This window comes from Sorangium sp. So ce295 (assembly GCF_051527405.1).
Lineage (GTDB): Bacteria > Myxococcota_A > Polyangia > Polyangiales > Polyangiaceae > Sorangium > Sorangium cellulosum_B.
The window spans coordinates 1,511,251-1,534,028 of the sequence record NZ_CP150324.1 but is presented as its reverse complement, the minus strand read 5'-3'; the positions used below and the strand labels follow the sequence as shown (position 1 = coordinate 1,534,028).

General features: G+C 69.2%; 22 protein-coding genes. 7 read left to right on the top strand and 15 right to left on the bottom strand.

Going from position 1 to position 22,778, the window contains the following annotated elements; translation table 11 throughout:
• Positions 1–545: 545 nt before the first annotated feature.
• The 9 genes from WMF11_RS05770 to WMF11_RS05730 form a co-directional block, all read right to left on the bottom strand.
• Complete coding sequence (locus WMF11_RS05770; RefSeq protein WP_437976720.1) at positions 546–1,037, bottom strand: hypothetical protein; 492 nt, start codon at positions 1,035–1,037, stop codon at positions 546–548.
• Positions 1,038–1,893: 856 nt separating this feature from the next.
• Positions 1,894–2,067 (bottom strand): hypothetical protein, encoded by a 174-nt coding sequence (locus tag WMF11_RS05765; RefSeq protein WP_437976719.1) that lies wholly within the window; start codon positions 2,065–2,067, stop codon positions 1,894–1,896.
• Between the two features lie 50 nt (positions 2,068–2,117).
• Positions 2,118–2,567 carry a hypothetical protein gene (locus tag WMF11_RS05760; protein WP_437976718.1) on the bottom strand — a complete coding sequence of 150 codons (450 nt, stop codon included), beginning with the start codon at positions 2,565–2,567 and terminating at the stop codon, positions 2,118–2,120.
• A 268-nt stretch (positions 2,568–2,835) separates the two neighbouring features.
• Positions 2,836–3,222 (bottom strand): hypothetical protein, encoded by a 387-nt coding sequence (locus WMF11_RS05755; protein ID WP_437976717.1) that lies wholly within the window; start codon positions 3,220–3,222, stop codon positions 2,836–2,838.
• Between the two features lie 86 nt (positions 3,223–3,308).
• Positions 3,309–3,743, bottom strand: a complete 435-nt coding sequence (locus tag WMF11_RS05750; RefSeq protein ID WP_437979279.1) for a protein kinase domain-containing protein — start codon at positions 3,741–3,743, stop codon at positions 3,309–3,311.
• A 112-nt stretch (positions 3,744–3,855) separates the two neighbouring features.
• A complete protein-coding gene (locus tag WMF11_RS05745; protein ID WP_437976716.1) occupies positions 3,856–5,244 on the bottom strand; it encodes a DUF1552 domain-containing protein in 1,389 nt (462 codons plus the stop codon).
• 5 nt (positions 5,245–5,249) lie between these two features.
• On the bottom strand, positions 5,250–6,041 hold the full coding sequence (locus WMF11_RS05740; protein WP_437979278.1) for a DUF1588 domain-containing protein: 792 nt from the start codon (positions 6,039–6,041) through the stop codon (positions 5,250–5,252).
• Between the two features lie 37 nt (positions 6,042–6,078).
• Positions 6,079–6,717, bottom strand: a complete 639-nt coding sequence (locus WMF11_RS05735) for an NADPH-dependent F420 reductase (RefSeq protein ID WP_437976715.1) — start codon at positions 6,715–6,717, stop codon at positions 6,079–6,081.
• 28 nt (positions 6,718–6,745) lie between these two features.
• On the bottom strand, positions 6,746–7,609 hold the full coding sequence (locus WMF11_RS05730) for an inositol monophosphatase family protein (RefSeq protein ID WP_437976714.1): 864 nt from the start codon (positions 7,607–7,609) through the stop codon (positions 6,746–6,748).
• Between the two features lie 122 nt (positions 7,610–7,731).
• Between WMF11_RS05730 and WMF11_RS05725 the strand changes: the two genes are divergently transcribed.
• On the top strand, positions 7,732–8,640 hold the full coding sequence (locus WMF11_RS05725; RefSeq protein ID WP_437907415.1) for a LysR family transcriptional regulator: 909 nt from the start codon (positions 7,732–7,734) through the stop codon (positions 8,638–8,640).
• Between the two features lie 97 nt (positions 8,641–8,737).
• Here WMF11_RS05725 and WMF11_RS05720 read toward each other — a convergent pair whose 3' ends face one another.
• Positions 8,738–9,673, bottom strand: coding sequence for a LysR family transcriptional regulator (locus WMF11_RS05720; protein ID WP_437976713.1), 936 nt, complete (start codon positions 9,671–9,673; stop codon positions 8,738–8,740).
• A gap of 109 nt (positions 9,674–9,782) precedes the next feature.
• On the opposite strand from WMF11_RS05720, the gene WMF11_RS05715 reads away from it, so the two are divergent.
• Together WMF11_RS05715 and WMF11_RS05710 are read left to right on the top strand one after the other, a co-directional pair.
• Positions 9,783–10,514 carry an SDR family NAD(P)-dependent oxidoreductase gene (locus tag WMF11_RS05715; protein ID WP_437549929.1) on the top strand — a complete coding sequence of 244 codons (732 nt, stop codon included), beginning with the start codon at positions 9,783–9,785 and terminating at the stop codon, positions 10,512–10,514.
• Complete coding sequence (locus tag WMF11_RS05710; RefSeq protein WP_437976712.1) at positions 10,504–10,821, top strand: DUF1330 domain-containing protein; 318 nt, start codon at positions 10,504–10,506, stop codon at positions 10,819–10,821. Before WMF11_RS05715 ends, WMF11_RS05710 begins: the two co-directional genes overlap by 11 nt.
• Before the next feature lie 9 nt (positions 10,822–10,830).
• On the opposite strand, the gene WMF11_RS05705 is transcribed toward WMF11_RS05710, so the two are convergent.
• A complete protein-coding gene (locus WMF11_RS05705) occupies positions 10,831–11,307 on the bottom strand; it encodes a hypothetical protein (protein WP_437549925.1) in 477 nt (158 codons plus the stop codon).
• A gap of 376 nt (positions 11,308–11,683) precedes the next feature.
• Between WMF11_RS05705 and WMF11_RS05700 the strand changes: the two genes are divergently transcribed.
• A complete protein-coding gene (locus WMF11_RS05700; RefSeq protein WP_437976711.1) occupies positions 11,684–12,430 on the top strand; it encodes an outer membrane lipoprotein-sorting protein in 747 nt (248 codons plus the stop codon).
• A 537-nt stretch (positions 12,431–12,967) separates the two neighbouring features.
• Here WMF11_RS05700 and WMF11_RS05695 read toward each other — a convergent pair.
• Positions 12,968–13,903, bottom strand: a complete 936-nt coding sequence (locus WMF11_RS05695; RefSeq protein ID WP_437976710.1) for a helix-turn-helix domain-containing protein — start codon at positions 13,901–13,903, stop codon at positions 12,968–12,970.
• 279 nt (positions 13,904–14,182) lie between these two features.
• On the opposite strand from WMF11_RS05695, the gene WMF11_RS05690 reads away from it, so the two are divergent.
• On the top strand, positions 14,183–15,346 hold the full coding sequence (locus WMF11_RS05690; protein WP_437976709.1) for a DUF418 domain-containing protein: 1,164 nt from the start codon (positions 14,183–14,185) through the stop codon (positions 15,344–15,346).
• A 359-nt stretch (positions 15,347–15,705) separates the two neighbouring features.
• Here the strand turns inward: WMF11_RS05690 and WMF11_RS05685 are convergent, their stop codons facing one another.
• Positions 15,706–16,413 (bottom strand): helix-turn-helix domain-containing protein, encoded by a 708-nt coding sequence (locus WMF11_RS05685; RefSeq protein ID WP_437976708.1) that lies wholly within the window; start codon positions 16,411–16,413, stop codon positions 15,706–15,708.
• Positions 16,414–16,664: 251 nt separating this feature from the next.
• Between WMF11_RS05685 and WMF11_RS05680 the strand changes: the two genes are divergently transcribed.
• The gene (locus WMF11_RS05680; protein WP_437910952.1) at positions 16,665–17,867 is read left to right on the top strand and encodes a cytochrome P450; all 1,203 of its coding nucleotides are present in this window, start codon (positions 16,665–16,667) and stop codon (positions 17,865–17,867) included.
• A 329-nt stretch (positions 17,868–18,196) separates the two neighbouring features.
• Here the strand turns inward: WMF11_RS05680 and WMF11_RS05675 are convergent, their stop codons facing one another.
• A complete protein-coding gene (locus WMF11_RS05675; RefSeq protein ID WP_437976707.1) occupies positions 18,197–20,458 on the bottom strand; it encodes an SdrD B-like domain-containing protein in 2,262 nt (753 codons plus the stop codon).
• A gap of 1,127 nt (positions 20,459–21,585) precedes the next feature.
• Here WMF11_RS05675 and WMF11_RS05670 point away from each other — a divergent pair.
• Entirely contained in the window at positions 21,586–22,044 is a 459-nt protein-coding gene (locus WMF11_RS05670) for a hypothetical protein (protein ID WP_437976706.1), read from the top strand.
• 158 nt (positions 22,045–22,202) lie between these two features.
• Here the strand turns inward: WMF11_RS05670 and WMF11_RS05665 are convergent, their stop codons facing one another.
• Positions 22,203–22,778: an exonuclease domain-containing protein gene (locus WMF11_RS05665; protein ID WP_437907404.1), complete on the bottom strand. Its 576-nt coding sequence runs from the start codon at positions 22,776–22,778 to the stop codon at positions 22,203–22,205.

The window sequence follows — 22,778 nt, the reverse complement described above, 5'->3', positions numbered from 1 at the left end:
AGACGGGCGATGGTTCCAAGCTCACCGACGTGCGCCTCGACGAGATCGTGCGCGAGGTCCTCACCGGCCGGCGCTTCTGAGCTCGACCAGGTGGACCTCGATGCGCCGGCGGCGGCCCCGCGCGCCGGCGTGCATCTCGACCCTGCGGCCGCTCCGGAGCGAGGGCCCCGCGCTCGCCGGCCTCGCATCTTTGCTCTCATCAGGTCGCCGGACGTCGTCGCTGCGCGTGAGCATGGCATCGCGGACAGCGCCAGTCTCGACGCCGGCGCGATCCCGAGCTCGCCGGCGTCCTCCTTCACGCCGCAGCCGCTTCGCCTCCTTGAGGACCTCGACCCAGCGGCCGCCCTGTCTGCTCCGGCGCCATGTGGCGCGACGCCGACGGGCCCGAGCTCGCCGGGCGTGCGCCTCGGCTCCGCGGCGCTCCGCGCGCGTACCTCGACACCGCGGCCGCGCTGCCTGCCCGACGCGCCGAGCTCACGCGAAGGCCTCGCCGCGACAGCTTCCGCGATCGACCACGTGGACCTCGATGCCCAGGTCATGGCGCCCTACTGCGGCCAGACCTCGATGCCGACGAAGAGGACCTGGCCCATCGCCTGATCGTCGACCTTCACCGGGTAGACGCGGCGAGCTTGCAGCGCCTCGACCAGGTGGCCGTAGTTGATCACGAAGTTGCCGATCGCATCGGGGTACGCGAGGTCCCGATCGAGGATCTGCCCGCTGATGTGGACCGCCGGCGAGAGCGGGACTCGGTCCCACACCGCACCGTCCCACATGGGGGTGCAGGTGTCGCGCTGCCCTTGCCGATCGAGCGGCCGTTGACCCCACGGCTGCCCGCCGACGAAGAGATCGGCGACGCCGTAGGGCTCCGGGGCCTCCACGCCGGAGTTCGCGAGCTGTCCAACGAACATCGCCACGTTCGTCGCGATGGCGACAGGCTGGCCGCTGCGCATCATCGACCCGAGCTTGCTGAGCTGTTCCTGCGGAACCGAGCCCACGCCGTCCCAGACCCGCCCATCGCTCTTGCTTGGGGAGATCACGGCGTCCCTGATGATGACCTGTACGAAGGCGGGCAACGGCTGTGGCGGTGGAAAGCGGACCCGTGGCCGCCGCGGGCGACTATGGGAACAGCCCAGCGCGACCGCGGTCACCAACGCGACCGCCCCAAGATGACGCATCCCCATCGGGGCGAGCGTACCGAAGTACCGCGGCTGACAAAGCGGAAACCTCTATGACCGCGGCCCCTCGGGCGGGCCGGAGAGGTCTGCTCCGGGGCCATGTAGCGCGACGCCGACGACAGCCCCGCGCTCGCCGACGCCCTCCTCAACCCCGCGGCGCGCGCGGATCGGCTCGCCGCTCGAAGACGTGAGCTCCTGGCTCCAGGTCCTTGGCTACTGGGAGGAGGCGAAGCGTCGCCACGACACGTTGCTCGCTGGATACCTCTCAGCGCGCGGCTTCGCTCCCGTGCTGACCCGGCCGTTGCGGGAGGCCTATTGGCTCGCAGCTGCGTCCAACGCGCTCGCGGGCGCCTTAAGGCACCACCTCTCGGTATCGAGCCTGGCCACTGCTGCGCCCACGGCGCGTGTGGCAGCGGCTAGGAACGCAGCGGACTGGCTGCGCGTTATCCGCCGGGCCGATGCGTGCCGGAGCTGACGTGCTTGGGGCCTGTCCCGCACGCGCGGCCTCCTCCTGAAGCAGCTCGGCCGCAGCACCGGCGTGGAGGACGACGCCGACGAGCTCGGGGCCTTCAATGTCCACCAGGCCGAGCGCGGACACACCGTTGGCGGGCGCGAACGCGGGATGGCGCCGGCGTCCGGGTACATGGCCCCGAAGCAGGCATCTAGGCCGCAGCGTAGAGGTTATCGAGCGCGGAGCGCCGCGAGGCCGACGTGGACGTCAGGCGAGCTCGGGTCCCTTGATATCCACCCAGCCGATGCGGAGCTCCGCCGAATCGAGGCGGACGCCGGCGCGCGGGGTCGTCGCCGGCGTCGAGGTCCACCAAGTCGAGCTCTGGATCTTGACCTCGTGCGAGCTTGGCGCGGCGCCTGTCGTCTGCGTGGTGGCGCACATGGCGCCCGAGCAGGCAGGGCGGCCGCGGCGTCTGCGAGCGTGGAGCCCTTTCACCCGAGCACGTGCTTGCGCCAGGTGTCCACGATGAGGAAAAAGGCTTCCCGGCTCAGTCCTGAATCCAGACGGTGTCCGACGAGTTCCTCGCGCGGCTCACGCGGCCCGCTGTAACGCACCTCGCCGACCGTGATCTCGTCGCTGAGCCTGATCACGTCGCACCTGAACCACCACTGCGAATCGTCGACCGGTCGGAACTCGTACTGGTCGTCGTCGCACTCCACCACATCGTTACACGGACCGCTCTCGCTTCCGTCGTCCACGGCGCGGCTGAGGAGGTCCTGGTTACTCAGACCGTTGGCGGCGCGGCTGAGGAGGTCCTGGTTGCTCCGGCCGTTGGCGGCGCGGCTGAGGAAGTCCTGGTTGCTCCGGCCGTTGGCAGCGCGGCTGAGGAAGTCCTGGTTGCTCCGGCCCATGCGAAGAGAGGCCTTCTTCTTCTCGTTCATGGATGGACGCTCGACTTTGCTGAGGATAAGTCAAACGAAAAAGACGCTACGGCGACGTTGAGAGCGTGGTCGCTGTTCATCGACCAGTTGGATGGTGAACGACCACAGCCCCGAGCACGTGCCCCAGGCGCAGCGACCCGAAGCCGCGCTCTTGACGACCCGCGACCGCCAGCACCGGCACGGGTGCGCCCCCATGGCCCCGTACAGCCCCCCGGCCTCCCCGCGTTTGCCGCCACACCTGCCAGTCACAGCAGCCAACATTTCGGAATCATTCATGATTATTTTTGCGTATTGGAATTGTTTCCCCCTTGCAGAACACCTCGCCGAACAGGCTCGCCGCTCGGAGGACCCGCCGCGCCTCGGGCGCGAGCGCCGAGAGGCGCGCCTCCACAATGCCCAGCACGGTGTCGGGCAGCGCCGCCCCCCGTCCCTCGGCAACCGCGCGGATCAGCTCCTCGATGTAAAACGCGTTCCCTCCGGACCGCTCGACGATCGCCGCGGCCTGGGAGGGCTCCACGGCCGCACCGAGCGTGCTCTGCACGAGCTCCGTCGCTGCGCGCCGCGAGAGCTCGGTGAGGCGGATCTGGTGGGCATTGCGCGTCGCCCACAGACGCGGGAAGACATCGTGCACGGAAGGCCGCGCGAGGGCGATCACCGCGAATGGCCGGTCATCAAGGTCGCGCAGCGCCGCGTCGACGATCTTGATCGAGGGCGCGTCTCCCCAGTGGAGATCCTCGAGGATCAGGAGGACCGGCGTGGAGCAGGAAGCGGCCCGCCTCCTCGACGACCTGGAAGCGCGCGTCCAGCAGCGCCCGGGTCACGTCGTCGATCCGCACCAGCGCGCCTCGCCCATGGAGCCCGCGCGTCTCGTCGAGCAACGCCGCCGCCCGCTCCGAGCAGGCGCGGCGGCTCTTCCAAGAGGAGCTTTGCGAGCAGCGCCACGAGGTGCTCCCCCTGGAATGCGGGCTCGCCGGTCAAGCACTCGAACAGCACGCAACCGAGCGCGAACACGTCCGTCGGCGGGCCCACCTCGCGCTCCGCGCGAGCCTGCTCCGGGGCCATGTACCCGGGGGTCCCCAGGATCGATCCCGTCTGCGTCAGGCGGCTCGTCGCCCCGGATTGCCACGCTATCCCGAAATCAAGCACCTTCACCTGGTCGACCTCGCCGTTGACCAGCAGCAGGTTGCTCGGCTTGATGTCCCGGTGAACGACACCGCGGGCGTGGGCCTCTGCGTGGTGCCTCCAAACGGCTCGCCCGGTTTTGCTCGGACGCGCCTCGTTCTCGCTGCTATGTCAGGTTCGTGAGCGGCCCGGTGCAATGCTCCGGGGTGCCGAACGTGGTCCGGGGGTCGCCGAACAGGTTCAAGATCGACACGAGCAGGTTGTTGTGCGGGAGGTTCTTGTACCGGAGCCAGCGCCCCGTACGCAGACCGCCGCCGCCGCCGGCCAGGAGGAACGGCATGTTCGTCTTCTTGTGGCTCGGCGGATCCGAGATCTCGGAGTGGAAGAAGACGACGCTCTCGTCGAGCAGCGAGTGTCCGCCCATGTCGACCTTCTCCATCTCCTGCAGGAGATAGAGGTGCTGCTTCGAATACCAGTTGCAGATGAGCTCGCACTCGGCCGCCCTGAAGCCGCCGTCGTGCTGGTAGTAATGGTGGTGCTCGCTCAGGTTCAGCCAGGGGAAGGTGTGCTTCGCCTCGGTGTCGCTCCACTGAAGGGTGCCGACCGCGGTGATGTCGCAGGCGAGCGCCATCACCAGCATGTCTGTCATGAGCTTGCCGACCTTGGGGATCGCCGCGTCGGTCGACGTGTCCTTGATCGAGCCGTTGTCGGCGGAGTTGCGCCCCGTGCGCGGGTTGTAGTCGGACGTGTCGACCTTCGCCGGCGCCTGGCAGGCGCCCGCCGCGGTCGGCGCCTTGCTGAGGCTCTCCTCGATCTCGCGGATCTTGGTCAGGTGCTGATCGATCTTCTGCCTGTCAGCGGCGCCGAGCCGCGAGGACACGGCGGAGTAGCGCCGGTCGAGGAAGTCGAGGATCGACTGCTTCCGCGCGAGACGACGAGCAGCGTCGTTGTCGGCGCCGGGGTTCAGCGTGCCGAAGAGATCGGTGAAGATCTCCACCGGATCGATGCGCGGCGGGATCGGGCTGTAGGGCGCGTCGTTCTCGAAATTCGCGATGTTCATCGGAGACAGCAGGCCGTGCGATTTCCCGGTCGCCCAGCGCACCGCGATTTCGAGGCTCGCCTTCGCCTTTTGCCCCCCCGAGATCCGGGAGGCGATCACCTGATCGATCGACGGCCCGCTCCCGTAGGCGCGGCCCGCGGCGCCGTCCTGCGGCGTGCCCGTGAGCCAGGCGATGATCCCGGCCTGGTGCTGCTCGCCGAGCCCGCTCTTCATGTCGAGGCCGTCGACGACGAGCAGCCGGCTCTGCACCGGCGCGAGCGGCGCCAGGAGGGGGCTCAGCGTGAAGCTCGTCTCGGAGCCCGTCGGCCGCCAGCGGTCCATCACGGTCCCGCCGGGCGTGTAGACGGCGAGGAAGCGCTTCGCGGGGGCGGCCTGCGCGCGCGCCGTGGGCTCGGCGCCCATGATCTCCAGCCACGGGAGCGCGATGGCGATGCCGCCAGCACCTCGCAGCAAGGCACGCCGGTTCAAGCGAAACGTCGAGCGAAACGTCGACATAGCGGTCACTCCTCCCGGGGAGCCATGGTGTGGAATGCGTCCGTCTGCGTGAGCTCGATGAGGAGCTGTCTCACGTTGTATCCGGACGTCTTGAAGGCGGCCGTGACGGCCTCTCGTGTGCACTTGTCCTCGGCGCGCAGCGTGAGGCCGTAGGCGTATTCGATCCAGTGCGTCGCGAAGCAGCTCTGCACGTCTTCCGCCTCGGCGAGCTTGCGCACCAGCTCGATCGGCCCGCTCGCCGTCCCCTCCGTGCGCGGCACCGAGCCGCTCGCGTCGATCGCGACGTCGTTCTCGGTCGCGCGGAACAGCCCGACCGCGTCGTAGTTCTCGAACGAGAAGCCGACAGGATCCATGAACTGGTGGCACGTCGCGCAGACCTGATCCTCGCTGTGCTGACTGAAGCGCTCCCGCGCCGTCTTGCCGGTGTACGGGTCCGGCGGCTTCACCTTCTCCAGGATGTCGCCCGTGGGGAGCGGGATGACATGGCACATCAGCTTCTGGACCACGAAGGAGCCGCGGACCACGGGGTTCGTCATGTTCGAGTGCGTCGTCCCGGCCATCACCCCCGCCTGGGTGAGGAGCCCGAGCCGCTGGGTCGTATCGAGCTCCACGCGCTGGAACGCGTCCCCCGTCACGCCGGAGACGCCGTAGAACGCCGCGAGCGGGCCGTTCATGTACGAGTACGGGGCGGTCAAGATGGATGGCCAGGTGCCGGCCTCCTCGAAGATCTCCTGCTCGAGGAACCGCTGCGTCTCCTCGCGCATCAGCGAGCCGATCGTGCGAGAGAAGGTCGGGATGGATTGGGCTCCAGATCCGTGATGCGCGTCGTCGCGTTTACCGGGCGAGCGCGACGGCGAACGGCGCGAGCCCTCGCCTTCGCAGCACGGACGGGACGAGCAAGGCGACCGCCTCGGGGCCGCGAGCGGTCTCGATGTCTCCGAGATCTTCGATCCAGTCGGCCGGCCAGCCCAGATCGCCGAGCAACCGCCCGACGACCGCCTTCGCGCCCTCGTCGTTGCCGGAGAGGAACGCGGTCGGGGCGGCGCGCAGGCTCGTGGGATCCGCCATGACGGTGAACAGCATGGTATTCAGCGTCTTGACGACGGCCGTCTCGGGCAGCGCAGCCTGCAGGCGCTCGGCGACGCTGTCGTTCGGGTAAAGCAGGCTGCCGGGAAGGCCGTCGCGGCCGCGCACCGTCGCGTTGGAGACGTCGACGAGGATCTTCCCCTTCAGCGCGTCGCGGAGGGCGCCGAGCCGCTCCACGCTCGTGTCCCCGGGGGTGGCGTTGATGACGATCGCGGCCAGGCGCGCGGTCTCCGCGTGATCCCTGAAGTCGACGCGCCCTCCCGACCATTTCAGCGCCGCCTGCGCCGGGTCCCTGGTGCCGATCGTGACGGCGCGCCCGGCGCCCGCGAGCTTGTTGGCGAGGACCGTGGCGACACGACCCGAGCCGAGGATTCCAATGTTTCCCATGAGTTGATCCATGTTCAGCCTCCTCCTCTCATCGGATGGTCGACAGGACGCCTACCGCGCCGGCGTGGAGCCCGGGCGCTGCAGCCAGGAAGTCCTCGCTGGCGAGGCTCCACCGCTCCCCGCGTGTGTCCGTGACCGCGCCCCCGGCCTCCGCGACGAGCAGCGCCCCGGCGACGAGCCCGGAGCGGATCTGGCTGTACTGCCAGAAGACGTCCATCCGGCCGGCCGCGACCTGAACGAGCTGGAGAGTAGCCGGGACCGAGACGCGCAGGACGAGCGCGCTCCCGAGCATCGCGGTGACGGACATGCCGATCCGCCGGTAGGTCTCCGCGTCCTCACCCGGCATCGCCTGGCCGGTCCCGACGAAGGCGGCGCCGAGCTCCGTCTTCGCCGACGCGCGGATCCTCCTCGTCCCGAGGTACGCCCCGGCGCCCTTCCGGGCGGTGTACGTGTCGCCGGTCAAGGGCAGGTGCACCGCCGTCAGGACCGGCTCGTTGTCGCGGACGAGGGTCGCCGTGACGCACCAGTCCGCCATCCCGTGAACATGGTTGATGTTCCCCTCGACGGTGTCGGTGACCCACCACTCCCCCGGCGGGAGGGGCCCGCACTCGAGCTCGTCCTCGACCCACCGGGCCTCCGGGCGAGCGCGCGACAAGGGCTCGCGGAGCGCCTCGAGGGAGACCGCATCGTTTTCGCCGAGCGCGGCGAAGATGTCCTCTCGGCTCCTCGGGCGCGGCTCTGTCGAGAAGCGACCGACGAGCCGCTCGCCCGCCGCGGAGAGCGCCGCGACGACCGCGGGCAGCAGGAGCTCGTCCTCCGCGCGGCCCGGGCCTCGGTCGCGCCACATCACATCGTTGTTCATCTGCTCGGAATGCTCGGAATGAATCGACATGAATCCTCCTCGGACGAGCGGCGCGCGCGTGGTCGCAAACCGCTGAGCCACCGTGCGGAGGAATAAACCCTGGACGACTCATACCGTCCAATGCATAGTTGCTATGAGGAAGAATTACCGCCATGCATGTGGACCTGAACCTGTTGCCGGCGCTGGACGCGTTGCTCGAGGAGAGGAGCGTCAGCGCCGCGGCGGCCCGCTTGCACCTGTCCCAGCCCGCGATGAGCCGGACGCTGGGGCGCATCCGGGACGCCACGGGGGACCCGATCCTCGTGCGCGCCGGCCGGACGATGGCGCTCACGCCCCGCGCGCTGGCCCTGCGACAGGAGGTCCAGGCCATCGTCCAGCGAGCGCACGCGGTGTTCGCGCCCGAGCGGGAGCTCGACCTGGCGAGGCTCGATCGGACCTTCACCGTCCGCTGCCACGACGCGCTCACGACGGCGCTCGGTACGCGGCTCTTGCGAGCGGTGCAGGAGCAGGCGCCTCTCGCGAAGGTCCGGCTCCTGGCCGAGCCCGCGGGAGATACGGACGACCTGCGCCAAGGGCGCGTGGATCTCGAGATCGGCTCGACGGAGCCCGCGCTGCCCGAGATCCGTGGGGAGCTGGTCGGCGAAGATCGCGTCGTCGTCGCCCTCCGCCGGGCCCACCCGCTCGCGCGCGGCCGGCTCACCGCCAGGCGCTACGCCGAGGCGCTCCACGTCATCGTCTCACGCCGTGGCCGTCTGCGCGATCCGATCGACGAGGCGCTCGAGGCGCTGGGGCTGCGGCGGCGCGTCGTCGCGGCGGCGCCCACGTGCTCGGCGGCCATCCATTTCGCCCACGAGAGCGACCTCGTCGTCGCGCTGCCGGCGCGCGTCTGCGGGCCCATCGTGCGGGCGCTGGGCCTCAGCACCCGTCCGCTGCCGCTCGACGCGCCGGAGCTCAGGATCGTCCAGCTGTGGCACCAGCGCTGCGAGGGCGACAAGGCGCACGCATGGCTGCGCGGACACACGCGCGAGATCCTCCGGGCGATCTGCCGTGGAGAGGCGTGACCCAGCAGCAGCGTGCCGGTCGGCCGGCGCTCGCGGGCATGGCGTCGACCCGCCTGGCGAGCGCGCTCCGCCGCCGGAGGTCGGGCCAGCGCGGCCCTCAACCCCTCTTCCGGCGGCGCGGGGCCTTCGCGGCCGCCGCGGGTGCCCCGGCGCCGTGGCCGCAGCGCAGCAGCGCGTCCCAGAGCGCCTGCGCGACGACGCCGTGCGGGCGGTCGCGGCGGCGGATCACGAAGAGCTCCATGGTGTCGGCCACGAACTCGGGGACCTGCAGCGCCACGAGCTCGCCCGCCTCCAGCGCGCCGGCGGCCACGTGCTCGGGCAGCCCGCCCCAGCCCATGCCCGCGAGGAGGACCTCCTTCTTCGCCGCGACGTCGGTGACCGTCCAGCGCAGGCCGCCCTCCAGCACGTTCAGGGACGGCGAGGAGCTCCCCCTCGCGCTGTCGCGCAGGATGATCTGCGCGTGCGCCCGCAGCAGCGCGGGCGGGATCGGCGCGCCGCAGGTCGCCAGGGGGTGATCGAAGCGCGCCACCGGGATCACCCGCACGTCGCAGAAGCGGGCCGTCTCCACCGCTGAGCCGTCGATCCCGAGCTTCGTGGCGACGGCGAGATCGGCGCGGTCCTCGCGCAGCGCGTCGGCGGTGCCCGCCAGCCGCTCGGTGCCGAGCTCGATGCGCACCAGGGGATAACGCGCCAGGAGCCCCCGGAAGATGCCCATGATGGGGCCGAGCGGCGTCACCGCGTCGACGGCGAGCCGCACGATCGGCTCCACCTTCCCCGAGAGGCGCATGCCGAAGCTGCGCAGCGCCTCGGTGCCCTCGATGACGGCCGCGGCGCGCTCGTGGAACAGGCGGCCGGCGTCGGTGAGCGTGGCGCGGTACTCCCGGCGATCGAACAGCTCGATCCCCAGCTCGCGCTCGAGGTTGCGCACCAGCTTGCTCACGGCCGGCTGGGACTTGTGCAGCCGCGCGGACGCGGCGCTGAACGTGCCCTCGCCCGCGACGGCGAGGAAGGCGACGAGCTGATCGTAGGTCATGGCGGGGCCCGCAGGATCAAAACCTGGAGTTATGAAGTCGATAGAAACATACCACTTTCTCGGTTCGAGGGACGGTCCTAGGTTGTCGGCGCGAAAGGAACGACACTCCATGTCCACCAGGATCGATCGCGTCATCATCACAGGCGCCAGCAGCGGTATCGGCCTCGACCTCGCCAGGAGCTTCCTTGCCGAGGGATCGAGCGTCGTCATGAACGGCCGCGACCCGGAGAAGCTCGAGCAGGCGCGGCGGAGCCTCGACGGCGGGGCGCGCGTCGTCGCCGTGCCGGGCCACGTGGGGGATCGGGCCACGGCGCGGGCCGTCGCCGCGGCCGCGCGCGAGCGCTTCGGCGGGGTCGACGTGCTGATCAACAACGCCGGGATCTTCGGCGTGAAGCCGTTCCTCGAGAGCACGGAGGAGGACCTGGAGCGGTTCTTCACCACCAACGTGAAGGGGACGTTCCTGATGACGCAGGCGGCGGTGCCGCTGATGATCGAGGGCGGCGGGGGCTCGATCATCAACATCGGCACCGTGCTCGTCCAGCAGGCCATGGCGCGGATGCCGGCCTCGGCCGCCATGGCCAGCAAGGGCGGCGTCCACGCGCTCACCGTCTCGCTGGCCGCCGAGCTCGCCGCCCACAACATCCGCGTGAACACGCTGGCGCCCGGCATCATCCGCACGCCGCTCATCGGCGAAGGGGCCGATTCGATGGCCTCGATCCACCCGCTGGGGCGCGTCGGCGAGGTGCGGGACACGACGGAAGCGGCGCTGTTCCTGGCCAGGGCCGGCTTCGTGACCGGCACGACGCTCGACGTGGATGGAGGTTACTCCCATGGCCGCTGAGGGCCGACAGCACGTGCTCCTGGTGGGGCTCCAGATGGCGGACGAGACGTCCTACGCCCGCTACCGCGCCGGGATGATGCCGATCCTCTCCTCCTATGGCGGCGCGTTCGGCCACGATTTCGTCGTGGCGCGCGTGCTGAAGGGGGATGAGCGGATCAACCGCGTCTTCACCCTCCTGTTCCCCGACCGCGCGACGCGGGAGCGGTTCTTCGCCGACGCGCAGTACCGCGCCGTGCGCGCCGAGTTCTTCGAGCCCGCGGTCGCGGCGACCTTCATCCTCGGCGAGTTCGAAGCGACGGCGGAGTGAGCTGCCTCCTCAAGGCGTGTAGACGATATCGCCGTCATCGAAGAGGCCGCCGGGGATCGAGACGCCGACCGCGCCGTAGTAGTTCACGTCGACGGCGTCGACGCCCGCGCCTGGGCTGCCCAGGTCAGAGAAGGTGAAGCGGTTCGCCGCAGCGAACGCGCCGCCCGAGGTCCAGCACGTGCCATGTCCATCGAAGCTCCAGCTTCCGCCGCTCACGGTATGGGGACGGAAGCGCAGGTAGCGGCAGGTGACGGGGTCTTCGCCGGGATTGTGGATGATGATCGTGAAATGCCCCCTGAGCGAGCCGTCGACCTGCTGGCTCACCGAGCCCATGAAGCTGGCATGGCCGCGCACGCCCCATCCGGAGAGCGTCGGCAGCGGCCCGGCCGCCGCAGGGGACGAGAACGCGGTGACGGCCAGGCCGGCGGCCATCGTGAGGGACATGACGAGGGAGCGTGTCTTCTGGGTCGTGTTCGTGGGCAGCATCGGTTCTCCTTGGTCATTGCAGCGTCGTCGCAGCGTCGTCGCAGCGAGCCTCGCGGGAGGCTTCCTACGTGCGGAGAGCAGGCGGACACTGGCATGAGGCGTACCAGGGCCCACGAGGCGAGCGGGTCGCGCGGGGGCGGCTAATTCAGCCGAGATCCTGGGACGGGCGCGGCGCGAGGAACGCGGGATGGAGGGACGCGCCTCCATGTCCGGTGGTGGCTCGCGGCACCACCGGGGCGCGGGCCGCCGTGCGCAGGATTGACCTTGCGGACGCCATGTTCCTATCATGCCTATCCCCCGCGCTCATGCAGGTGGAGCCGCGACGGCGGCTCCGCCCCGGCAAGCGGCGGGCCCCACCAAGCTCTCCGAGGTCCCGATGAGGTTTTCGCGCTTCGTTTCCATCCTCGCCACCGCGGTCGCGCTCGGTCTCTCGCACGCCCCCGCGGCGCTGGCCGACGACGCCGCCGACACGGCCCTGGCGGCGACCGAAGCGGCCATGAACAAGGCCAAGACGCTCTACTTCGACTACGAGGCCAAGACGGCGGAGAGCGGCAGACCCGACAAGACCGTCGGCATCAACGTGTGGATGAAGGGCGAGAAGCGCCTCGCCGAGTTCACCGCTCCCGCGGACCTCAAAGGCACCAAGGTCCTCATCCTCTCCCCTACCGAGATGTACGTCTATCTGCCGTCCTTCGGCAAAGTCCGCCGTATCGCCAGCCACACCAGCGATCAGAGCGCCTTCGGCATGGCCTTCAGCCAGGAAGACCTGGCCACCCAGAAGTACGGCAGCTACACGCCGGCCGTCAGCTCCTCCAGCGGCAAGGAGGTCAAGCTCACGCTCACCCCCAGGAGCGGCCAGACGACCTCCTACGCCAAGATCGAGATGACGATCACGAAGGACAAGAACGTCCCCAGCGAGCTCAAGTATTACAACACCGAGGGCAAGCTGGTGAAGACCGAGACCCGCACCGGCTACTCCTGCGACGGCGACGTCTGCACCCCCGGCACCCTCAAGATGGTGGACCACACAAGGAACCTCACCACCACGCTCACGCGCAAGAAGGTGAAGGTGAACGAGGCCATCAACGACGACACCTTCTCCAAGCGCAACCTGGAGAAGTGAGCGACACGGCTGTCGAAAGCCACCATCTCCCCCGCCCGCCTCTCCGCTTCAAAAGACTCATTCCCGGGTTCTGAAACCCCTGGAAGTGTAGTATTCGCCGCTCATAGCGATTCGATCTCGGGCGATGCGCGCAGCGGGCTTCGCCCTCGCGCCGGCCCGCTCCGCGCTCCCCTTCGCCGCTCCCGCGTCGGCGGACGACGAGCTCTCCATCAACATCGGTGGCTCCGTCCAGTCCGACCTGCGCTTCCGCCTCGAGCGCAGGGCTTCGGCGAGTATTACGACCGCGTCGAGTTGCCCAAGGGCCCCGAGCGTAACTGGGACACACTCTCGGTCAAGGCCGACGCCTCCTACGGCCGCTTTAACACCACTGTGTCACAGCCGGAGGGACTGGAGCCTGGGGACATCGGCGTGTCGACGGTGGCAGCTGGGGCACCGGGGCAGCCAGCGGGTCAGCACGCGGGCGATGGCGAGACGACAGGTAGCGTGGCTGTACGGTGGGACCGGTGATGCCGCAAGGGCTCGCCCTGCGCGGCGGTTCTACCGGGGGTGGCTGAGGGCCTCGCGCTGCGCCGCGGTGAGCCGGTCGAGCCTGGCGGTGATGGTGAAGGTGCCAGGCCCGACGCGCTGGAGGGCGACCGGATCGGTCACGTCCGGGTGTTGCTCGGCGTCGCGCAGGGCGCTCGCGACGCGGTCCGTGGACCAGCCCAGCGCGGTGGCCAGTTGCTGGACGGTGAGCGGCGCGCTCGCGTGCACGAGCGCGGCGAGCACCGTCAGCGCGTCACCGACGGCGCCTGCCGTAGGGCCGCCGGCCATGTCGTCGCTGAGGCGCGCGAAGAATCGGCCCATCTGGTCCAACCGGGCGCCGGCGGGGGTGGCAGCCCTGAAGATCTCGACTCCCTCACGGGCGGCATCCGCCCACATCGCGTTCGCGCGAGCGCTCGACATCCACGACCGGACCCAGACATCGTCGTCGAAAACGTAGCGCTCGCCCCGCCGCGGGCCGCGCTCGCGCCGGACCAGCTCGAGCCCTTCCAGATAACCGATGGCCTTGGACACCGACGCGGGGCTCACCCGCAATCGCACGACCAGCTCGACGGCAGTCAGGGCGCCCGCGTCGGTGGTGAACAGGGAGGCGAGCACCCGGGCCGCCATCCGTGGAAGCCCTGTCTGGACCATCAGCGTCGAGAAGCGCTCGATATACCCGCGCACCGCCTCGGGGTTCCGCCCGTCGGCGCCGGCGGCGCCCCGTTGCTCCGGGGACGGGGCCGGCCTGCGCCGGCGGGCGCGCCGCCCGGTGGCCTCGTGGGCGTGCTCCGCCCGGTAACCGGCGGGCCCGCCGTTGCGGGCCACCTCCCGGCTGATGGTCGACGTCGGCCTGCCCAGCCGCCTGGCGATCTCGGCGTACCCGAGCCCCTCGGCCAGCCCTGACGCGATGTCCCGGCGCTCCTGGTTGCTCAACCGGCCTCCCGGCATCCTCGCCCGCCTCCTGTGGGTCGATGGTCCAGCCCAGTGTGCGTTCACCCTCAGTACATTGCAACGCCGATCGCCCGATCGTTGCATTCATCGACAAGGCCATTGCAATATTCACCACGAATTCGCTGCGCAACGCGACAAGTCCATGGGTCGTCCATTGACGATCAATGAAACGCGACGTAGCGTTCGCGACTGTTCAAAGGGCCACGGCGAGGTGCCGGCGTGTTCTGCCCGCTTCCCGGGGCGGCGCAGCCGGGCTCCGGCCTGTGGGTGACATTCATGGACCTTGCCATCAACACCCAGGCTCCCACCGACGTGACCAGTCGGTCGCTGGCGCCGGACATCGCCCGTGGCTTCATGCTGCTGCTGGTCGCCCTGTCCCACGCACCGACGTTCGTCAGCCGCTGGGATCTCGGGCCGGCCGCGCTCAACACGATCGCCGCGTTCATCCGATCCCTCGTCGCCGAGAACCAGGCGCGCGTCATGTTCGTGTTCCTCTTCGGCTACGCGCTGGGACAGCTGACCGAGCGGTGGCGCGCGCGGGGCAGCGACTGGGCCTCGATCCGCAAGCTGCTGCGGCGCCGGAGTCTCTGGCTGATCGTCATCGGCTTCGCGCACTCGACCCTGCTCGTGCCGTTTGACATCATCGCGGTCTACGGCCTGACGCTGCTCCTGCTCGCGCCGCTGGTCCGGGCCCGGGACTCGGTCCTGTGCTGGACCAGCGCCCTCATGCTCGTCCCCGCGACGCTGCTGCTCTCATGGCAGAGCGTGACAGCGCAGAGCGCCGCTGCCATGGGCGCGCCCATGACCATGGCGCAGCTCATGGCCCCCGATTACTGTGCTCACGTCCTCGCGAGCGTCCCGTTCTGGCCGCTGAAGACGGCTGTCTCCACCATCGTGGTGGTGCCGGACATGCTGCTGGGCATCTGGGCCGCCAGGCGCCGGATGCTCGACGAACCGGAGCGCCATGCGTGGTTCCTGCTGCGCGCCACCGCGATCTTGATGGCCGTGTCCGTCATCGGCAGGCTTCCCATGGCCCTGCAGCTGGCGGGCGTGTGGACGACATCGAACCGCTGGACGGTCGCCGGCGCGCACGCCCTGACCGGATACGCCGGCGGTCTCGGCATGGCCGCCGCCTCTGGGCTCGTCGCGATCAGGCTCGGACGTGACCATGGACGCCTCACCGCGGCCCTCGCCGCGCTGGGCCAGCGGTCGATGACGTTCTACCTGTTCCAGTCGGTGGTGTGGGTGGCGCTATTCTACCCGTTCACGCTCGACCTGAGGGACGACATGAGCTTCGCCGCCAGCTGCGCGGTCGCCGTCGCCCTGTGGATCGCCTCGATCCTGCTGGCCGACTGGATGCGCCGCACAGGCTACCGCGGCCCGGCGGAGGCGCTGCTGCGACGGCTGTCCTACAGCCGCACCGGGCCTGTCAGCGCGTGATCGAGCCCCACGACGGCGCATGCCGTCTTCTTCCTCTTGTTCGTCAGCTTGCACATTGGCGCAAATGGAATCACATCACACTTCGCCACGATCAACGCAGATACATTCAAATGCACTCCCATAGAGGAACAGTATCTCAAGCTCGGGAGCGAGCTGACCTCAATCCAACGCCGACAGTTTTCAGCTGAGCCTGGTACGAGCGTCGCAGAGCGGCGGTCACCCGCACAGGAGACGGGTCCAGATCGGCGTTTTCGGCGCGGAAGCGCACTCCAGTGCGCTGAGCACCGAAAACGTCGAGATGGGCCCGTATCCGAAGCGGGTGACCGCCGCTCTAGCTCCTTCCGGTCTTGAGGCGCGACTCAGGCGCCGAAGACTTCGCGCGCCCGGCGTTCGGCCGAGTCGGCCAGGTCCTGCGAGATCAGGAGCAGGAAGGTGCTCACCTTGTCCAGTCGGGCACCCGCGGGCGTGGTGCGACCGAGGATTCCGGCCCCCTGGCGGCTGAGCTCGGCCAGCAGCTCATTGGAGCGGACACTGGCGAGACAGGAACGGTACCCGACCTTTCTCTCTAATGTGTACCTCTGCTTGCCCCGGGCTCCGCGTTCGCGGACGATCAGGCCCTGCTCCTCGGCCCATCGGGTGGCTGTGGAGACGGCGGCCGGGCTGACATGGAGCCGCCGCACCAGCTCGGCGGACGTGAGATCGCCGGAGTCGGTGGTGAACAGGCACGACAGGATCCTCGCCACCATGCGCGGGCATCTGGTGGCGATCATCAGCTCAGCGAGTTGCTGCTCGAACGCGAACACCGCCTTGGGGTCGCGTCCGTAGGCGGCGGCGGTGGCCGGGGTCGCGGGGAGCGGTATCGGCTTGCGGCGGCGGGCACGCAGCCGCGTCAGCTGGTGCGCATGGTCGGCGCGGTAGTCCTCGGGCCCGCCGTTACGGGCCACCTCTCGGGTGATCGTTGACTTGGGACGGTTCAGCCGCCCGGCGATCTCGGTATACGTCAGGCCCTCGGTGAGCCACGCGGCGATGCGCCGACGATCCTCCTGGGTGAGTCGGTCTCCTGGCACGGCGGGCGCCTCCAATGTGGTGCGAGCGTCGAGCAGTATGCATTCGTTGGCATGTCATTGCAACCGTTGGATGGTCCGCGTTGCATTCGTCTCCATGCTCATTGCAACACTCCCCCAATAGTTGCACAATTTTTGCTGAATTTTGGCCCAACAATCTTGACGATTTTACGAATGCAACGTAGCCTTTGATTCCTCGCTAACGCTTCGCTGTTTCAACACGACGCAATTCGGCGAAGAAGAGAGGAATGAACATGACGGAGCCCGTACACACCGTCGGCCTGCTGCCGGCGGCGCGTGAGCCTGGCTGTCCCTTCGACCCGCCGAAGGAGCTGCGTCAGGCGCGTGAGCGCGGCCCCATCAGCCGGTACCCCTTCCCCGGCGGATACGAGGGTTGGCTGATCACCGGCTACGACCTGGTCCGGTCGGTGCTGGCCGACTCACGCTTCAGCTCCCGCAAGGAGCTCATGCGCCACCCGTTGATCGACCTGGGCGACATGAAAATCCCTCCGGCGCCGCCCGGCGAGTTCCTCCTGATGGACGAGCCGGAGCACGGCCGCTACCGGAAGCTGCTGACGGGCAAGTTCACCGTCCGGCGGATGCAACGGCTCACCGAGCGCGTCGAGCAGGTCACCGCCGAACACCTGGATGCCATGGGAAAGGCCGGCCCGCCGGTGGACCTGGTGACCGCGTTCGCCAAGCCCATCCCCACGATCATGATCTGCGATCTACTCGGGGTGCCGTACGAGACCCGAGACTCTTTCCAGGAGCATGTCGACGCGATCGTCTCCGGGGTGAGCAAGCAGGACCAGCTGGCCGGCTACGTCGCGACCCAGCAGTACATCGCACAGTTGGTGGCGGCTAAGCGCGCCAATCCCACCGACGACGTGCTCAGCGACCTCACCGACACCGACCTGACCGACGAAGAACTGATGGGTGTCGGCCTCCTGCTGCTGGCAGCCGGGCTCGACACCACCGCGAACATGCTGGCGCTGGGCACCTTCGCCCTGCTGAGCAATCCCGCGCAGTGGGCCACGCTGCGTGCTCGCCCCGAGATCGCCGACCAGGCCGTGGAGGAACTGCTGCGGTACCTGTCTGTCGCCAAGACCTTCCAGCGGACGGCGCTGGAGGACGTCGAGCTGGGCGGCCAGACCATCAAGGCCGGCGCGACGGTCATCCTGTCGTACCACACCGCCAACCGCGACCCGGAGCGCTTCGCCGATCCCGACACGCTCGACATCCAGCGGCAGGCCATCGGGCACCTGGCCTTCGGCCACGGCATCCACGTGTGCCTTGGCCAGCAACTGGCCCGTATCGAGATGCGGGTCGCCTTGCCCGCGCTGGTAAAGCGCTTCCCGACCCTCCGCCTGGACGTAGCGGCCGAGGACGTCGACCTGCGCCCCGAAACCGCGGACATCTTCGGCGTGAAGAGCCTCCCGGTCACCTGGAACGCGTGACCCATGAGAGTCACTGGGCCACATGCCCCGTTACCGGTGGCGGCCAGGCTCCCGCAGGCTGTGCAGCGAACGCGGCCTCCTCGATGCGTGGGAATGCACCCGCTGCCGTTCAAGATCGCCAGAGCGTTCGAGCGATGAGGCTGCCGATCGCGGACCAGGACGTTCGGTAAGGAGGGACTCGGGGAGGGAGCGGCGCAGGAGGGGAAGCGGCCGAGGAGAGGGGGAAGGGCCAGCGCAGGTCACGCTCGATGCGGTTCGCTCGGGGCGGGCGCTGGCCTTGGGGAGGTCTCGTCGTGCCGGCCGATCACCGGCTATCGGCCGAGCGTCGGTCAGTCACGGTGCGGCGCGCAGAGGAGGCCGTTGTTGTAGTTGTCGAGCTTCGTGGCGAGCGGCTCGCCGGTCGACCAGGGCGAGTTCTTGCCGCCCTCCTTCACGTTGCTGGCGAGCGGGTACTTCTTGAGCCAGGCGTCGGCCGCGGCGATGGTGTCCTCGATGCAGCTCGACTGGTTGCCGATACCGACGTTGAGCTTGGCGACGATGAGGTGCTTCGCGATGATGTACGTGACGTCACCCTTGGTCGGACGGCTGATGATGTCGAGGAGCTGGGACTTCGTGTACGTCTTGCCGCCGATGGTCAGCTGCGAGACCTTCCAGGCGCCCTCGTGGTTCTTCCAGTAGCCGGGGGTGCCGGTGCCGGGGGAGGCGCACTGGCAGGCGCCGCAGTCGGCCGCGCAGCTCGAGCAGTCCTCGGAGCCGGCCTTGCAGACGCCGTCGCCGCAGACCGGCGGGCACTCGCCGCAGTCGGCCGCGCAGCTCGAGCAGGTCTCACCGGCCTCGCAGACGCCGCTGCCGCAGACCGGCGGGCAGATGCCGACGTCGCTCGGGCACTCGAGGCAGTTCTCGCCGGCCTCGATGACGCCGTTGCCGCAGACCGCGGGGCAAGCGCCGCAGTCGCCGGTGCAGGTCGAGCAGTCCTCGCCGTTCTCGCAGACGTTGTTGCCGCAGACCGCGGGGCAGGCGCCGCAGTCGTCCGAGCAGCTGCCGCAGTCCTCGCCGGCCTCGCAGGTGCCGTTGCCGCAGACCGGCGGGCAGGTGCCGCAGTCGTCCGCGCAGGTGCCGCAGCTCTCGCTGCCGTTGCAGGTGCCGTCGCCGCAGGCGGGCGGGCACACGTCGCAGTCGGCGCTGCAGCTGCCGCAGTCCTCGCCGGCCTCGCAGGTGCCGTTGCCGCACTGGGGCGGGCAGACGCCGCAGTCGACGGCGCAGGTGGAACAGCTCTCATCGCCGCCGCAGACGCCGTTGCCGCAGGAGAGCTGGTAGCCGAAGTCCGCGTCGAGCAGGTCCTGTGCCCAGCCGAGCGAGACAACGCCCACGTTGTCGAGCCCGCCATCGGGGTCGGCCGTCGGCTCCTGTCCAGCGAGCGGACCGCTCGTCATGAAGTTGTCGGGCGTGATGACCACCGAGTAGGTGCCCGCCGGGAGCGTGTCGAAGAGGTAGAAGCCGGGCTGGCCGGTGTAGGGGCTCGTGCCGGTGATGGTGAAGTCGACGAGCTGGGCCCCCTGGAACAGCTCGACACGGACGCCGTTGACGCCGAGCTCGCCGGTCTCCGGCTCGTAGAGCCCGTCGGCGTCGCTGTCGAGCCACACCGTGTCGCCGATCGACGAGTACGTCACGTAGCCGAAGTCGGCGTTGGCCACGTTCTCACCCACGCCGAGGGACACGCCGAGCGGCTCGTCATCGCTGGTCAGGATATGGCCGAGCGGGAGCGTCGTGTCGTCGACGTCGACGACGTAACAGCCCGCATTGAGCTCGGTGAAGCGGTAGACGCCGTTTGCGCCGGTCACCGCCGTCTGGAGCATGGCGCCGTCGGCGACGCCGTCGCAGTTCGCGTCGCCGAAGAGGTCGACGACGACGCCGGAGATGCCGAGCTCGGAGGCGTCCTCGATGCCGTCCGCGTTGGCGTCGAACCACACCTTGTCGCCGATCGAGCCCTTCGGCACCGTGTAACAGACCTCGAGGAGAGGGCGGTAACCCATTTCGGTGTGGGCGCTGCCCTTGTACGACGTCTTGCCGCTGGCGCCCTCCTCGAGGAGGATCCCGTAGCTCGGCGCCGTCCCGCTCACCCACTGCTGCACCATCGCGGTGAGGTCGACGGTGGTCCACCCGGTGACGTTGGGCACGAACGTGGTGAACGCGGCGGGGTCCATGCCGCCGAAGTTGTTCCACGTGACGAGCGACTCGCTCCAGGGGGCGAGCACCTGGTGGACGTACACGGTCTTCGCGGTGCTCGTGTACGTCAGGGCGTAGAACTTGGCCGACGTGACGAGAGAGCCGGCGGGGATGGGGCTGAGATCGAAGCGGAACAGGGCGCGCTTCTCTCCGACCGAGCTGGAGTACCCGGTGTTGACCTCGAACGGGGACGGGACATGGTAGCTCGGGGCGAGGCTCCAGATCTCCGCGTTGTAGATGTCGCCCAGGACACCCCGCTTGATCACGGTGCACGTGGGAGACGGAGCGGTCGTGTTGGCGAGGCTGGTGGCGGTGATGAACAGCGTGGCGAGCGCGGCGGAAGATGCGATTGCGATCTGCTTCATTGGTAGCTCCTCGAGGTCCTCACGGGTGAACCATTGCTGGAGCGTCATCCGAATAGCAGGCGCCATGACACACGGGTCAGGCGAGGTCGGTTTCGCGGGCTCCGGTCGGAATGAGCCCCCGCGTGCTGATCAGGATCGGATCAAGTACGCGGGTGCTTGTGCTTCAATCGGAGGGCGGATGCGCAAGGTGACAGTGTTCAAGATAGCAACTCGACCACGAAGGTGTCCAGATCTTTTTGAAGACAGACCAGAAAAATATATCGAGTTGCGCAGTGACAATTTTGGGTCGTGTGGTGACGTTTTTCGGCGTCTCGCGTCGTCTCGAGATCTGTGGGGAGGAACGCAGAGACGAGCGTGGTCTGTCGCATCGATGTCTTACCGACATCGATGGCCAGTGCGCAGCTCGCGGTCCGCGGGTCGCGGCGTGCCCCGGGCGGCGCGTGCGGCGGCGGCACGCTTTCACGCTCAGCACGCTCAGCCGGATCAGCAGCCCTCGCCGACCCTTCGCGGAGGCCGAGGGACGAACAGGATCGGATCAGGTACGCGGGAGTGTCTGACGAGATTTGATGCAGAATGCGCACGGGACCATTTTTCAAGATACCGAGTCTTCGCTTCGCCTGTCTAGATCCTTTTTTCGCCGCGTGAGCTTTTTCTTTTTATCTGGCTTGGTCTCGCGTGCGGGCTCGTGTTCTCGCGTGCGGGCTCGCGTGCGGGTGGGTGTCAGGCGGCGGGCGCAGCTCATCGCGCACCGTTGATCACATGCCCGCAAGCTGCTGCGCGCTGCCGCTGCTGTGGGGCGAGCTTGATGGTCCGCCGCCGCTGGTACGGCTGCACACCAAAGCCGGCTCACCGAGGCGCCCGGCCCAGGATGGTGGGCCCGGCCACGCGCTTACCCCGGATCGAGACGCTGAGCGGGACCGCGGCCGGGCGGGCGCTGCTGGCGGCCGATTGGCGCGACGCCGGGCGGCCATCGAGCGGCTGGAGCGGCTGGAGCGGGACGGGCTGCTAGCGTAGGCGTAACCGCGTCCGCCGGGTCCGGCGAGCGCCGAATAATCGGCATGGGCTTGACGACCATCCCCCCGACGGAACGACAATACGCCACAATGATAACGGTCCGTCCTCCTCCGATGACGGCCGAGCTACTCGAGCGCACGGACGGGTACGTGGTCGCGGTGTGGCGGCGGCTCATGCTGCTGATCTGGCGGGGCGAGGCCACCGCGGTCGGGATCGATCGCTCGCGAGAGCTCTTCGCTCGCTGGTCGGCGGGCCAGCCGGGCGGCGCGGTCTTCGTCGTCGTCCTCCCCCTTCAGAGCACCCTGCCGCCGGACGAGGAGAGCCGGGCCGCGATGCGGCGGGCGGCGAAGTCCCCTGGCCGGAGCCTCAGGGGCACGGCCACGCTCGTCGAGTCGGAGGGGTTCATCGCCGCCTCGGTCCGCTCCATCATGATGCTGCTGCACACGGGGCGGGCGCCGAACGTCTTCCGGACGACCGGCGAGCTCGCGACCTGGGCGGCGACGCTCCTGAAGGACCCCGAGCTCACCTCCGCCGGACTCGCGGAGGCGATCCGCGTGGCGCGCGAGGGTTGAGTCAGCCCGCGCACGGGCGGTTCTCCGGCCTCGCGCACCACGTCCTCTCCCGTGGGCGGGTCCCGCCCGACCAGCAACCCCGGCTCAGCCCCTGGCGGGTCCGGGTCCAGGGGTGAACAGCCCCTCGTCGGGTCTGGAGCGAAGCCCCAGCGAGGCGGTCACCCCGCGGGCCCTGCCTCCGGGATGGGCGCGCGCCCAATCGCGTAAGGCAGGATACGCGCGATGTTGCGCGCGTCGTCGATCCCGCGGTGGTGTGTCCCGTGGAGCGGGAGTCCGAGTCGCTCGAGCGCGCTCGCCATGCCGTAGCGCTGGGTCACCCCGAGCGCCGCGGAGAAGCGCTTCTTGATGTTCATGTGCCCCTGCAGCGGCAGGGGCACGCCCCAGCGGGCCGCGTCGATCTCGAACTGCTTGCGGTCGTAATCGCCCCACGAGCAGAAGAGCGCCTCCCGCTGGCCGACGAAGCGCCCGAGCGCCGCGATGGCTTCGGGGAACGTGGGCGCGGCGTCGACGTCTGCTTGCGTGATCGTGGTGAGCTTCGTGCAGAACTCCGTGAGCTTCGGCCGGATGACCGGGCGCACGAAGGTGGCGAGCTCGCTCACGGGCTCGAGCGTCGCGCCGTCCACGAGGACCGCGCCGATCTCGATGATCTCCATGATGCGCTCGGGGATGCGGCCCTCCTCGTCGCACGTCGCCTCCAGATCGATCACCAGGAAAAACGCCGGTTCCTTTCCCAT